Here is a 13528-nt window from a genome sequence, read left to right as displayed (position 1 = left end):
AGTGCCAGTCGGATGTACCTAACTATAGGGAGCATTGCGAAGTGCTTCCTTCAGCCAGGTTACGAAAGCCAACACATTTCCATTTCTTGAATGGCGGCTAGGTATTAATGCGGAATAGGTAAATCCCTCAATCCCTGAAAGCTTGGAGTCTCCTCTGTAGGGGACCAGCCATTGATTGCGCAAAGGGTTTTGAACAAGAAGCGAACTTACTAGCGCAATACCCTGGCCAGCCAAGGCGGCCTGGATTACATGATGCTCCTGGTCAAACTGCCGCACGCGAATGCCATCAAGTTTTCTTTTGAGGAGAGTTTGCCAGTTCAGCGGTGGAAGTGATGAGTTGACCCATTTCGTTTCCAGAAGTTGAGCTTCAGAAATATCCCTAATCTGAGTCAGGTAGCTTGGTGCAGCGTAGACACCAATTGTTTCGGTGGCCAAGTGGAGGGCATTTTTTGTACTTTCATCATAATTCCCGTACCGAATAGCGATGTCGATACGTCTATCTCGCTCGATATCACTCACTTCTTCCCCGGTCACCACTGAAACAATGATATCTGGAAATTTCTGATAAAAATTCTCCAGATGGGGCACAAGCCACATAGCAGCAAAGCTTGAAGTCGTACTAACGGTCAGCGTTTTCTTTGAACACGTTATTTCACTCACCGTTTCAGTGAGCTGCTGAAAAATTTGAGAGGTAGTTTGAGCGAGCATCCGCCCCTCACTGGTCAACTGTACGGCACGGGTTTTGCGCTCGAATAATGTTGTGCTCAGGGATTCCTCCAAACCCTTTATCTGATGTGATACGGCTGTCGGCGTTATAAAGAGTTCTTCCGCAGCTCTCTTGAAACTGCCCAGTCTGGCGGCGGCATCGAATACTTTAAGGGCGTTGAGGGAGAGTAGGTTTGGGTACACCGATCAGAATCTCTTATAGATGAGCTTTCCTCATCTATAAGAAGAAATAACTCGTTTGTCAAGGATACTCCCCAGCATCACCATAGATGAACCTTCAGATGGTTTAGTAAAGGTTCCAGACTATGAAAACACTATTACATATTGACGCTAGTGCCCAGAAGTGGAGCGGCTTAGCAGCACCACAAGACAGTGCGAATATCCCCAGGCATACCTCAATCTCCAAAGCAGTTGCCGCGAGTTTTATAAGCAGCTGGCTAGAAAAGAGGCCTAAAGATAAAGTTATCCATAGAGATGTCGGTTTAAACCCACCAGGCTTTATCAATCAAGATTGGATTGCCTCGGTTTTTACGCCTGAAGCGGATCGCACCAAGGAGCAGCAGTCCTTGGTCGCGCTTTCTGACATCTTGATTGATGAGCTATCCCAGGCGGATATCATTGTTATGTCCACTTCGATGTATAACTACGGCATGCCTGCCGCACTCAAGGCATGGTTCGATCAAGTTATTCGTATCAACAAGACGTTCACCTTTGATTTAGACCGTGGTGACTTCCCCTTAGAACCTATTATGTCTGGCAAAAAGCTGGTGCTAATCACCTCTGCCGGGGAGTTTGGCTTTGGACAAGGAGGAATCCGTGAGCAAATGAATCACCTGGGGCCACATATCCGAACCTTAAGCCACTATTTGGGGGTTGAGGATTTCCATGAAATCAATGCGGAGTACCAGGAATTTGCTGATGAAAGGCACCGGGATTCGATTAAACGAGCTTTCCTCAAAACTCAGGAGTTAACCGCAACGTTGGCTAACTGCCTTTAAAGTTTGCCTACCAAAGCTAGCTTGTCTCCCAAATGAAGTGGCCAGCGGCTTGTCAGAGTGGTCTCCCGATACTTACTATGCGGAATAGGCGCAAATAGCATCTTTACCAGCTTCTCATTTTGTACTCTGGTACAAAAGAGTAAATAAGTATCTGAGGATTTATGAAGCAGCGGGTATTTGGCAATTCATCGGACGACAACGCGAATATTACTTTAGCCTCTGGGAACAATTGCCGGTTGATCAGGGTTCGCAGAGACTTAATACCGAATTACCACCTCTTGGTTTTTCCAAAATCCCAGGGAGAACCAAGTAAGGAGGAGGTTAGTGAGATGGTTTCACTTGGCATTGAGCATGCAAGAAGCATTGCCGAATCAATAGTCGGTGACCCAGAAGCCTATACTCTCCTTTACAGTGGTTATAGTGCCCGACGGGAAAAAGGCTGGCATATTCATATCGTATTATTGGGAAATCGATGGAGAAAGGCATGGCTTTATTTGGTATTGGCAGGGAAAAACATTTTACAAGCTACGGGTTTACGGAAAGATGACGCTCCGAGGGTTAGCCAATGAACCAAAATAGATGGCTCAACCTAATGGGGGCACTCAATCTTCCTGAATCCCTTCAGTGCTTCGAAAAGCTAGTTTCTTCGTATGCAGAGAATCACAGGTATTATCATACGGGGCATCACATTGATGCGATGCTGAGGCACTTTGATAAAGTTGCAGAGCTTGCCGAGCACCCCCATGAGGTCGAGCTCGCTATCTGGTTTCACGATGCGATTTACAAGCCATTTTCCTCTAAGAATGAAGAAAACAGTGCTCTATGGGCAAAAAAGTTCCTGATCGATTCCGGGTATTGTCCCGCAGGGGTGGATAGGGTGTACCAATTGATTATGGCAACCTGCCACAATTACATGCCAGTTAGTATTGATGAAAAGCTAATAATCGACATTGACCTAACGATCCTGGGTGCCAGCACAAGCGTTTTCGAAGCTTATGAAAAACAAGTCCGTAAAGAGTATCGGCTGGTACCGATTATGATTTACAAAAAGAAACGCAGGGAAATATTAAGGGAATTTTTGTCTCAGAAAAGGCTTTATCACACCGATTACTTTCACAGTCACTTTGATGCTCAAGCTCGAAGTAATATTAAAAGAAGTTTACAGGCCTTTTGACGTATTCTTGCGTGGTTTAAATGATAATTCAACTTCCCTTAAGGCTCGTCTACAACTATTGGATTCTGCTAACAGTGGTATTTTTGTGCACTATTACAAGCCTATCCCTGTTTCCGCTTCCCGAAGTACCCAATATACCCGGCACCGACAAAACCAATCACTTAATTGCCTATAGTGCACTGATGTTCCCCGTCGCCCTGCGCAGGCCTAGTTACTGGTGGCTAATAGGACTATTTTTTGTACTGTGGAGCGGTGGCATCGAGTTACTTCAACCTTATGTGAATCGAACGGGTGAGTGGTTAGATTTCGTGGCCAATACGGCGGGGATATTGAGCGGCACGCTTATCGCTTGGGTGTTGGGAAAGTTCGGGTTGAGGGAGAGAAATTCCTAAACCTGATTTAGCTTAAACTCCAGAACTGCTCTAAGTTACCGGTTAATTGATCGGTGTTGCGACAAATCACCGGCTGCCAGTGCTCGGGGAAAAGCTGCCAATAAAAAGGTTCTGAAAAGCGGCTATCTACCAGAATGATCACACCTTTATCAGATTCGGAACGTATAACCCGACCGGCAGTTTGCAGTACGCGAGTCATCCCTGGATAGCGGTAGGCGATGTCAAATCCATGGATGCCAGTGGTTTCCGCAGCATCGCGCTGTAGCTCCCGCTCAACATTAACTTGCGGGAGCCCAGTACCGACGATAATAGTGCCAACCAGCTTCTCCCCAACATAGTCAATGCCTTCACCAAAGATGCCCCCCATAATGGCAAACCCAAGGCTCTTGTTACCTTCGTTGAATCCAGACAAAAACTCAGCGCGCTCTGTCTCTCCCTGTCCCGGCAGCTGTTGTAACAAGAACACTTCCGGGAATCTCGCCTTAAAACTCTCAGCAACTTGCTCCAGGTAACGATAAGAGGGAAAAAATACCAGGTAATTTCCTGCGCGGCTGTAAAAGGTACGGGAAATAATGTCGACGAGGTTCTCTATTGAGCGGTCGCGAGCTTGGTAGCGCGTATCTATATATGGACACAGGAAAACGCCCTGTTGCTGCGGCTGAAAAGGCGAGGGCAGTCTTAAGTAGGGCGACTCATGCTCTACACCCAGCTGACTATATATATAGCTGGCTGGGCGCACAGTCGCAGAGAAGAGTATAGCGGCTTGGTTTTGCTGATAGGATCGCTGTAAAAACTGTGCAGGATTTAAACAAAGTAGCTTAATTTCCTGCTCCTGCCAGGGAGCATCCCGGTCAATCACCCGAGTGACGACTTTATGCTGATCGGAAAGCTCCTGCCCAATAACAGCGTAACGATAGACAGACCTTAACCACTCCGCTATTTCTTCCGGGGGCGACTGAGAGCTTTCTATAAGTTGGCTGACCGTGGAGAGCACTTTTTGCACGGCTCGAGAAACTGATTCTGGATTCTCTGCTTCACCTGTTGCTGCAGTGACCCAAACTTCACCCCCTTCAAAAGTACTGCGGCTTTGAGCTACACCAACTTCTCGCAATCGCTTGATCCAATTTTCAATTGCCCGAACCAGAGACTGGATACTTCTCCGCAATGTCGGAGAGTGCCCTTTGCAAGCATTAGCTGCGCGGCGACTATCACGGCGGGATAACTTTGCACTGTACATTTCCTGGGCGCGGTCGATCAAATTATGAGCTTCATCGACTAACAATGCGCGGCGATTGCGCTGGTCCTGAAAACTGGTCAGGCGTACCAAAGGGTCAAATACATAGTTGAAATCACATACCACCAAGTCTACCCAAGGCAATATTTGAAGGGAGAGTTCAAAGGGGCAGATTTGCTGCTGATCCGCCACATCAGCAATTTCTTTGGGAGTTAACTGGGGCCGGCCGAGCAGGGCATCCATTGCAACTGGAAGTCGATCATAAAATCCTCTTGTACGCGGACAGATGCCGTCATCATCACGGGTACAAAGCCCCAGGTTACAGGCACAGGTTTTTTCCCTTGCTTGAATTTCAAGTAAAGATAACTGCAAACCACTCTCCTGAAGTGCCTCAATGGTTTCCCGCACCATTTGCCGACCGGAATTCTTTGCTGTCAGGTAAACCAAGTGATCCAGCTTTTCCTCGCCAATTGCCTTTATGGCTGGGAATAGGGTGCTGATTGTCTTGCCGGTTCCCGTGGGTGCTTCAGCCACCAGCTCACCACCGTCCCGGAAACACCGGTAGGCTTCCACTGCCAGTTGGCGCTGGCCGGGGCGGTATTGTGGGAAAGGAAAAGCGAGCTGTTTCGCAGTATCAATAAGCTGTTGCCGATGTTCCTGCCAAGCCCTGTGCCAACACAAATATTTTGTGAGAGCCTCAAGAGTGAAGGCCTCTAACTCACTAAAGCGGTACTCTATGCACTCTGGATAGGCCTTGCGCTCCTTGAGGTTATACCAGACAACTTGCAGGGCAACTGTATCTGTACCATCTGTAGCGCCTTCATTTACCAAGTGGCAATAGCCGTAAATTTTTAGCTGGGCCCAATGCAATTGCTTGGCGGCTTCGGGCAACTTCGATGGGGGTAAATAAGTGGTCTTAATTTCATCCAGCTGAGCCGGTTTATGCAAATCACTTTTCGGGTGAAAAATGTCAACCCGGCCGCTCAAAGTAACCTGCTGTTCCATCCAATCTATTTGGGTCTTGAGCTTGTATTCTGCCTCAGCGCCTTTGGGCCGCTGATTTTGTAGCTTCTGATGAGCCCGAATCCCTTCCTGGGCAGAGGGCCCTGAAGTTGGTTCCCGAATCAAATCTCCGCTGCGGCAGGAAAAAGCGACTAGCTCTCCCACAGAAAGATTCAAAGTCTCAGCCGACTCTAAGCTATCCAAAGCTAGTGCCATTCCACATGAATTACGCGATGAGGGATCGCCTCTTCAGCAAAAAACGCCAGCCAGCGTTCTTGGTTTTTTTGTAAGCGATCCCCAGGACCTTTAACCTCCACGAGTTCATAGTGACCGGAGGGAGTAAAGCAAATAAGGTCTGGCAGCCCATTTCTATTCTGTGTGATATCACTGAGCATGCGAGTAAAAATTGAACGCCAATGACTTGGGGGGATTCTATCCAGCGCCTTCTCAAGTAGTTCTGTAGACAAAGCCTCCCAAGCAACTAAAGGGTTGGCAATACCTTGTTTCTCTGCAAAGGTAGAGATGACGCGGGACTTCAAGGACTCATGCTCTATTTCGGCCAATCGCTGGGTGAATAGCGCTTGACGGGAATAGTAAAAATCCGCGGTGCGAAAATCAGCTGGGGCTACCTGGAAGGGATTGAAAAAAGCACCAGGCACAGGTGCAAATAGTATGTCCCAAATATAGAGGCCCAACACACCGGTGAATAGGGTGTTCTCTACATAAAAACACTCACCACCGCTAGAACCTTCAAGGTGCTCTGCCACCAGCAGCTCAACACAGATTTCCCCCTGCGCCAAACTTATCACTTCAGTGGGGGCTTGGATTTTATGGGGTGCCTGCCAATTGTTGAGGCCTCCACTTCGTTTGGCTGTGCGGTAACCAAAGACAAGAGCAAACTCTCTTTCTGCCTGGTCCATAGGGGAAGCTATTATTTCCTCGCATATTTCCAATGCCAGAGTGTCGTACCCTTGCTTTACGGCAATGCGTGCGCGGCGCTCACGGGCGGGAGGGGTTTTACAAAGTTGATATAGTGCATCTGCCTGCTCAAGAGCATTGAGCCGCTCAAGCTGCCGTGCCAACTTAAGGCGTATTCTGTCCAGCCGACGAGCCAGGGTTGAGTCACCATCAATACCTTCTGGCAGTTGAGCAGATAAGGCTATTATGGCTTCTGCATCTTCCAGTAATGGCTCTTCTAACAGCTCCAGGCATTGGTAGTAAAGCAGATACTGATCAATTTGTGCCCGACTTTGAAAGGGGAGATTTTTCTTATCCAGTGGATAGGATTCATAGCGATAAAGCCCAAGATCCCGTAATACATAATCAGTAAGGTCCTGGTTCAAGTTGCCAAAGTAACACAGTTTAAAAGTCTGGAAATGCTCAGCACCCTGGACGGCTAGTACCCTGTGCTGAGAAAGCAACTTCACAAACCAGTCACTCGAACTGGAGTCTTCAAGCAATAGTTGCTCGAGGGAAGGCCGGCTGAGAGACTTGCGTATACCCAAGGGTCCTGCCGCAAGCAATTCAGCTTTGGTAAATAATGGTAGATATTCTTGTGCCGTTAACACCGGATTAAAACAAAGTAGTCCAGCACGATCCAAAACAGCTGCAGCACTTTCAATGCACTCTATCTCACCGTAGTTAAGCTTCTCCAGGCGGAAAAGCGATCCTCTAGAGGAAGGCACTCCTTTACGGGACAGCAAACGCACATAGAGCCGCTGGCTATAAATATCCAACTCTTGGAAGGTTTTAAAAAATTTTTGCTCAGATGTGGTGATAAGCCAGGAATAATGTTGGCTAACAAATTCAATCAACGCTTTGAAGTTGTCCAGGTAGTAGCCAGTTGGCAATTCTATCGGTTGGGTCATGGCACAAGCGCTAGTTTTTGCGATCTATCTATCGTTGATACCGCACACCAAATCCTTATGACGTGATATGCAAACAATGAGGCAGAGGTTACTCTGGAGCTGTATGGTTATACAGCAAGTTAGCCCGGTGAACAAACAACAATCCCAAGCTTTCTTCTTAGTTATTCAGTCATTTTTTCCTATGGCAACTCCCTTGATGCTCATCCAGGCTTGCAGTCGAGGCTTATAAGCGGTCGCCCCATAAGATTTAACCAATAAGGGATTACCTCTATGAAAGTGACAAATTCTGTGACTGCAGTCGCGCTATTTGCCGCCAGCGTATCTGCTCTAGCTGATAATAATGTCACCCTGGTATTCCAGGAAGGTACTGGCAATAGTGCAACTTCTGATCAGTCCGATGGTATTGTGCATAACAACTTGATTGTTCAGACCCAAATCGGAGATTTCAATGACTCGGATGCATCCCAAACTACAGGCACTTCTGAAAGCACTATTGAGCTGGTGCAGACGGGAAATTTGAATCAGGCCTCAGCAGTGCAACAGAATGCAACGCAGCTTACTACGTCCTCCCTGACCCAGAATGGCAGTGATAATACAGCGACCTTGCTGCAGGACGATGCTCAATTCAGCGCCTTCACCGGCACTCAGGCTGGAGACTTGAACGACATCCAAGTCCGGCAACAGGAAGATGTTACTTCCACCACACTTGTTGCATCTCAACAGGGAATGTCTAACACGATGATTCTGGATCAGCGTATAAGGGTGGATAGTACTAGCGCCATGTTCAACCAAGTTGGCGACTCCAACCTCGCCATTATGGATCAGGATAGGGATGTAACCTTTACCTTTGCTATGGCTAGCCAAACGGGCTCTTCCAACTTTTTAGATATCGAGCAGGATGAAGTCACGACGACGAGCACTGCAATAATAACGCAGATAGGTGATTCGAATACTGGAAGAATAGAACAAGAAACTGATGTTTCAGCTGCTACTGGGATAGTCACCCAGATTGGTGACAACAACATTGCAAATGTGGATCAGGAGAATATTACCTCAAGCAGCGGTGAGGTAATGCAAACCGGCTCTTCTAATACGGTAAATCTTGATCAAGGGAACGAAAATATTGCCGCTATTGAACTTATTTCCTGTACCACTCTAGTAATCCAAGATGGGTCAGCCAATACAGCACAAATAGATCAGGGGCAGGACGGGTCTTTGCTCACCAGTTCATTGATACTAAATCAGTTCGGTGATTCGAATTCTTCCCAGATTAATCAACATAGCGGTATTAGTAGCAGCATTCTGGTGACGCAAAATGGCGTTTCCAATATTCAAACAACCTCTCAGGTTGGCAGTGGTGAAATCGCATTAACCACGCAAACTGGCACAGGTAATGTTGGCAATACCTTCCAATAAAACACCTACTGAAAGTGGTTAAGGCTAGCGTAGATATTATTTAAAATATCGCATCACCTTTTGATATCGGTACACCGCGTACCAAGTAAAAAATATCACTGAAATCCAAATCATAGTAATGATTTGGATTTCCAGTACTGACATATTGAATTCACCTATGACGGAGAAAAATTCAAATACGTCAGTGCAGATTAAAATGGGCAAATAGATACGCCAAGCATTTGAGAAGGCAATCCTTTTCGAGAAAGCCAATCCAAACAAAGCAACAAAAAATACAATATAAACTAGCAGGCTAAAAATCATCCACCAAATAGGGAGGTCCCACTCATCGGCGGTGAAACCAAGATATTGGGAATAGACTTCCAGCGGGGCAAGAATAAAAAGGAGTACCTTCCAACCAGCACTGGGTTTGTAGTGTGGAATAGAGTCTGTAAGGGGGCTATCTGGTGTCTGATACATATCCTGCATCTCGAAACGTCCTTATTATTTACCACTATTCCGGATAGGCACTAATTGCCAACCCGAAAGTTACCTCTCGCCATTCCCTGAGCTAAATTGAGATGATCATTACTTACTAGCTAGGCTCTGTGACTATCAAAATTTGAACAGCGAGGATATTGTCTGCAGCTTCAAAGTCAATACTTGACTCAAGTGTTTGTCGATAATGTGAGGCAGCTCATCGCATACGTGTGACAATATAACCTGCTTTCTTGCAGTTCAAACAAGGTGAAGTCATGATGTCAATCGAATGCCAATGGCCAAGCGATAAACGGCAAACTACTTCTACATTCTGGCTGCAGTAATAGCCGACAAGAATTGCTTATAAGTGCACTAATCCATAGGATTGAAGTGGCCGACAGTTTTAAATTTCAAAGGCCAATTAAAGGGCAGAGCGTGCAAAATCCTTATCAAGCACCTGAGAGCGAACTCGACAATCGCCCCCCCGTCTATAGCCCTAGCGTAGGCTGGAAAATTGTCTTTTTTATCCTTCTACCACTGGAGCTGTATTCCCAATATACGGTTTTGACCGATGGCACCACAGGCATCCCCTTTTGGTGGCTGGTAATCAGCTTGATTGTTTCCTCCCTTTTCTACGTCGTACTGTTTGGATTAGCGTTTGCCAAGAGAATAGGATTCGAACAACTTTGGATCTTTTTTATTCCAGTTATAGTGCTTATCGATATTTTTGAATTTTCTTTACTCGCCATCAACTTAAACAAGCTCGGGGCAGGTGTAGCCCTTGTGATGGCAAGCACAGCGCCAATCATCTTGCTTAGATGGTATGTCGTATATAAGTATCAGAAGGTTATGAAATATTTTGCCTAAAGGATGCACCCCACCTCAATAAGGACTCAGAGCTATAGCTTTTCTCTAAACTTTATTCTTAGCATTTTGGCACTTTTGTCTTAGTGCAATTCACCGGTACAGACCTAAAAATCAGTAGATCACCAACTACTGCTCTTTCGGAGCCGGCTCTCGGCTATTCGTGGAAATACTTAAACTGGCAGCGAATGACCTGGATTCTTTGATTCAGGTCATTCGCAGTGAAGGTTACCAGCTCTTTGGCCCGATACTGCATAACGGGGCTATTACCTATGGTGAGATTGAAACTCCCACAGATCTGCCCCAAGGATGGACGGATCAGCAAGAGGCGGGGCAATACCGGGTAGAGCGCCGCAATGACAAGGCTTACTTTGGCTACGCCGTTGGCCCCCACTCCTGGAAGCAGTTTCTTCAGCTGCCCCAGCGCCAGCTCTGGAGCGCTAGCCGCTCTGGAGAAGATGTTCAGATTCTGGAAATTGAGGAGCCACCGGTCAAGTTAGCTTTTCTCGGTGTTCGCAGTTGCGAGCTACACGCCATTGCTATCCAGGACCGTGTCCTCGCACAAGGGGATTACGTCAACAGCAGCTATAAGGCACGTCGAGCGCAGCTGTTTACTATCGCTGTGGAGTGCACAACAGCAGCAAATACCTGTTTCTGTACCTCAATGAACACAGGCCCGCAGGTGCGACTTCCCAGTGATCTGGTAATCACCGAAGTTCTGAACCCCGATTCACACTTCTTCCTGATACGCAGCGGCAGCCCTCAAGGCAACAGTGTGTTAAAGCAACTACCCACTGTTGACGCCTCAGATGCGGAGAAACAAGAGGGGCAGGCTGCCGTTCAGCAAGCCGAAAATCAAGTGAGTAACGGTAGCCGCAGCTTCGACAGCTCTGACCTGAAGACGCTGCTTTATCGCAATTATGACAACCCCAACTGGGATAAAGTCGCGGAGCGTTGCCTCTCCTGCGCCAATTGCACTATGGCTTGCCCAACGTGCTTCTGCTCAACCGTTGAGGACACAACAGATTTAACCGGAAATGAAGCTCAGCGCTGGGAGCGTTGGGATTCCTGCTTTACGGCTGAGTTGAGCTATTTGTCTGGCGGCCCGGTAAGGGCGGATACCCGCAGCCGCTATCGACAGTGGATGACTCACAAACTGGCCACTTGGTATGACCAATTTGACAGCTCTGGCTGTGTCGGCTGTGGACGTTGTATTACCTGGTGTCCCGTAGGCATCGATATCACGGAAGAGATACAGAATATTCGCGTCCAGGAACAAAAATGAAAGTTGTCACCACCTTACTCAAGGAGCACCCTTTCTTTGCCGGGTTGGCAGACAAGGACCTGGCATTCCTCTCCGGGTGTACAAGCAATAGTCACTATAAAGAAGGCGAATACCTTGCCAGGGAAAACACTCCGGCTAGCCATTTCTTCTTAATTCGATCTGGACGTGTCGCCGTAGAAACCTTTGTCCCCAACTATGGGCCCCTTTGCCTGATGACACTGCATGGTGGAGATATATTCGGCTGGTCCTGGCTGTATCCTCCCTACTTGAGTGCTTTCGATGCCCGGGCCCTGACCTCAGTTCGCAGCCTTAAACTTGGCGGGCAGTGCCTCCGAGATAAGTGCGAAAAAGAACCGAGACTCGGTTTCGAATTGATGAAACGGTTTACCAAAGTTGCTACAGAACGACTGCAGGCAGCACGAATACAATTGTTGGACCTTTACGGGCCACATCCGTCACAGGGAATCCCTCGCTGTGATCCCTGAATTATGGCGTGTTACCCATCGACGCGAAGAATTTCCTGGCACTGTCACTATATCACTGACACGAGAGGCTAGGGGCCCATCACCCATTCAGCCCGGGCAATTCAACATGCTTTATGCCTTTGGTGCCGGGGAGGCTGCTATCTCCTTAAGTGGCCCGAGTACGTCATCGGCTAAGCCACTTACCCATACGATTAAAGGTCAGGGACTTGCTACCCAAGCGCTTTGCAAACTGGAAGTTGGAGCGCAACTGGGCATCCGGGGACCATTCGGGCAGGGGTGGCCAACTCACTTGGCGGAAAATCGCCCCTTAGTGATCATCGCCGGCGGATTCGGGCTAGCGCCTTTACGACCCCTGATCTACAGCTTTCTTGAGGGGCACTTGCCAGCCAGGAGCCTACAAGTTTTCTATGGGGCTCGTCGCCCCGAAGAAATGCTTTACCAGACAGAGCTTGGTCACTGGCGCAGCTCATTTGAACTGGTGACATCTGTGGACCACGCCAGCACAGACTGGAACGGGCATATTGGTGTGATTACCGACCCTCTGCGTGTCACTCATTTGGAGTGCAATGATGCTTTAGTGTTTGTGTGTGGACCGGAGATCATGATGCGCTTTTGCATACAGGTTCTTCTCCATAAAGGTGTGGATGAATCCAATATCTATCTATCCATGGAGCGCAACATGAAGTGTGCCATTGGAATCTGCGGCCACTGCCAGTGGGGACCTAACTTTGTTTGTAAAGATGGCCCTGTCTTTTGCTACCGGGATATTCGCTCATGGTTTCAAATCAACAGCCTATAGCGAGTAGTAATCCTCCCCCCAAACTTGCCGTCTGGAAGTTCACCTCTTGTGATGGCTGCCAACTGAGCCTATTGGATTGTGAGGATGAACTCCTTGCTTTGGCGGCCCAGGTAGATATCGCCTATTTCCTGGAAGCTTCCAGTGAGGTGAAAGAGGGCCCTTTTGATATCTCTCTCGTCGAGGGCTCCATTACCACGCCAGCAGATGAAGAGAGAATCCTAGAGGTCAGACGTCAGTCCCGCTTTCTAATCAGTATTGGCGCCTGTGCAACAGCTGGAGGGATTCAGGCACTTCGCAACTTTGCCGATGTGCAGGAGTTCACCGATGTGGTCTATGCCCACCCGGAATATATCGCCACTCTCAAGGAATCCACACCAATATCAGGGAGGGTACCAGTGGACTTTGAATTACAGGGGTGTCCGATCAACAAGCATCAATTACTTGAAGTCATCAGTGCATTCCTGCACCGGCGAGCCCCCCAGGTTGCCAATCACTCGGTGTGTATTGAGTGTAAATTGCGCGGCAATGTTTGCATCTGGGTTGCCCATGGCACCCCCTGTATGGGGCCTGTTACACACGCGGGATGTGGCGCTATTTGCCCCAGTTACAACCGTGGTTGCTACGCTTGCTACGGTCCCAAGGAAAATCCCAACACCGAATCACTGTGCCATTGGTGGGATGAAAAACTAAATGTAGAAAATACATTAATTGTTGAAAACCTTAGAAATTTCAATCCACTAGCGTATTCTTTTAAAGTGCAAAGTGAAGATAGTCAAGAAGATGGGGAGCGTTAATCCCCCCAAACATTGGTGATAAATCTGCCCCC

General features: G+C 47.8%; 13 protein-coding genes. 9 read left to right on the top strand and 4 right to left on the bottom strand.

The genetic code is table 11. The features are described from left to right. Positions 1-18: 18 nt before the first annotated feature. On the bottom strand, positions 19-909 hold the full coding sequence (locus tag ACJJIY_RS16125) for a LysR substrate-binding domain-containing protein (RefSeq protein WP_445358351.1): 891 nt from the start codon (positions 907-909) through the stop codon (positions 19-21). Between the two features lie 122 nt (positions 910-1031). Here ACJJIY_RS16125 and ACJJIY_RS16120 point away from each other — a divergent pair, with 122 nt between their 5' ends. The 3 genes from ACJJIY_RS16120 (at position 1032) to ACJJIY_RS16110 (ending at position 3290) form a co-directional block, all read left to right on the top strand. After that, entirely contained in the window at positions 1032-1724 is a 693-nt protein-coding gene (locus tag ACJJIY_RS16120; protein WP_445358350.1) for an FMN-dependent NADH-azoreductase, read from the top strand. A gap of 565 nt (positions 1725-2289) precedes the next feature. After that, positions 2290-2898 (top strand): HD domain-containing protein, encoded by a 609-nt coding sequence (locus tag ACJJIY_RS16115; protein ID WP_445358349.1) that lies wholly within the window; start codon positions 2290-2292, stop codon positions 2896-2898. A gap of 20 nt (positions 2899-2918) precedes the next feature. Continuing rightward, positions 2919-3290 carry a VanZ family protein gene (locus ACJJIY_RS16110; RefSeq protein ID WP_445358348.1) on the top strand — a complete coding sequence of 124 codons (372 nt, stop codon included), beginning with the start codon at positions 2919-2921 and terminating at the stop codon, positions 3288-3290. Positions 3291-3297: 7 nt separating this feature from the next. On the opposite strand, the gene ACJJIY_RS16105 is transcribed toward ACJJIY_RS16110, so the two are convergent. Both ACJJIY_RS16105 and ACJJIY_RS16100 read right to left on the bottom strand, forming a co-directional pair. Beyond that, complete coding sequence (locus ACJJIY_RS16105) at positions 3298-5730, bottom strand: ATP-dependent DNA helicase (protein WP_445358347.1); 2433 nt, start codon at positions 5728-5730, stop codon at positions 3298-3300. A 2-nt stretch (positions 5731-5732) separates the two neighbouring features. Further along, a complete protein-coding gene (locus tag ACJJIY_RS16100; protein ID WP_445358346.1) occupies positions 5733-7394 on the bottom strand; it encodes a VRR-NUC domain-containing protein in 1662 nt (553 codons plus the stop codon). A 270-nt stretch (positions 7395-7664) separates the two neighbouring features. Between ACJJIY_RS16100 and ACJJIY_RS16095 the strand changes: the two genes are divergently transcribed. Continuing rightward, complete coding sequence (locus ACJJIY_RS16095) at positions 7665-8810, top strand: hypothetical protein (RefSeq protein WP_445358345.1); 1146 nt, start codon at positions 7665-7667, stop codon at positions 8808-8810. 36 nt (positions 8811-8846) lie between these two features. On the opposite strand, the gene ACJJIY_RS16090 is transcribed toward ACJJIY_RS16095, so the two are convergent. After that, complete coding sequence (locus ACJJIY_RS16090) at positions 8847-9278, bottom strand: hypothetical protein (RefSeq protein WP_445358344.1); 432 nt, start codon at positions 9276-9278, stop codon at positions 8847-8849. Positions 9279-9659: 381 nt separating this feature from the next. Between ACJJIY_RS16090 and ACJJIY_RS16085 the strand changes: the two genes are divergently transcribed. The 5 genes from ACJJIY_RS16085 to ACJJIY_RS16065 all read left to right on the top strand — a co-directional run bounded on the left by ACJJIY_RS16085 (position 9660) and on the right by ACJJIY_RS16065 (position 13496). Continuing rightward, positions 9660-10136 carry a hypothetical protein gene (locus tag ACJJIY_RS16085; RefSeq protein WP_444897316.1) on the top strand — a complete coding sequence of 159 codons (477 nt, stop codon included), beginning with the start codon at positions 9660-9662 and terminating at the stop codon, positions 10134-10136. A 160-nt stretch (positions 10137-10296) separates the two neighbouring features. Next, positions 10297-11418, top strand: coding sequence for a 4Fe-4S dicluster domain-containing protein (locus tag ACJJIY_RS16080; protein WP_445358343.1), 1122 nt, complete (start codon positions 10297-10299; stop codon positions 11416-11418). After that, the gene (locus ACJJIY_RS16075; RefSeq protein WP_445358342.1) at positions 11415-11903 is read left to right on the top strand and encodes a cyclic nucleotide-binding domain-containing protein; all 489 of its coding nucleotides are present in this window, start codon (positions 11415-11417) and stop codon (positions 11901-11903) included. The genes ACJJIY_RS16080 and ACJJIY_RS16075 overlap by 4 nt, the downstream gene beginning before the upstream one ends. Next, positions 11893-12702 carry an FAD/NAD(P)-binding protein gene (locus ACJJIY_RS16070; protein ID WP_445358341.1) on the top strand — a complete coding sequence of 270 codons (810 nt, stop codon included), beginning with the start codon at positions 11893-11895 and terminating at the stop codon, positions 12700-12702. Before ACJJIY_RS16075 ends, ACJJIY_RS16070 begins: the two co-directional genes overlap by 11 nt. After that, positions 12678-13496, top strand: coding sequence for an NADH-quinone oxidoreductase subunit B family protein (locus tag ACJJIY_RS16065; RefSeq protein ID WP_445358340.1), 819 nt, complete (start codon positions 12678-12680; stop codon positions 13494-13496). Before ACJJIY_RS16070 ends, ACJJIY_RS16065 begins: the two co-directional genes overlap by 25 nt. Positions 13497-13528 lie beyond the last annotated feature (32 nt).

This window comes from Microbulbifer maximicatervae (SeqCode) (genome assembly GCF_052468155.1).
The sequence above is the reverse complement of the archived record's forward strand: the minus strand, read 5'-3'. Positions and strand labels throughout refer to the sequence as shown.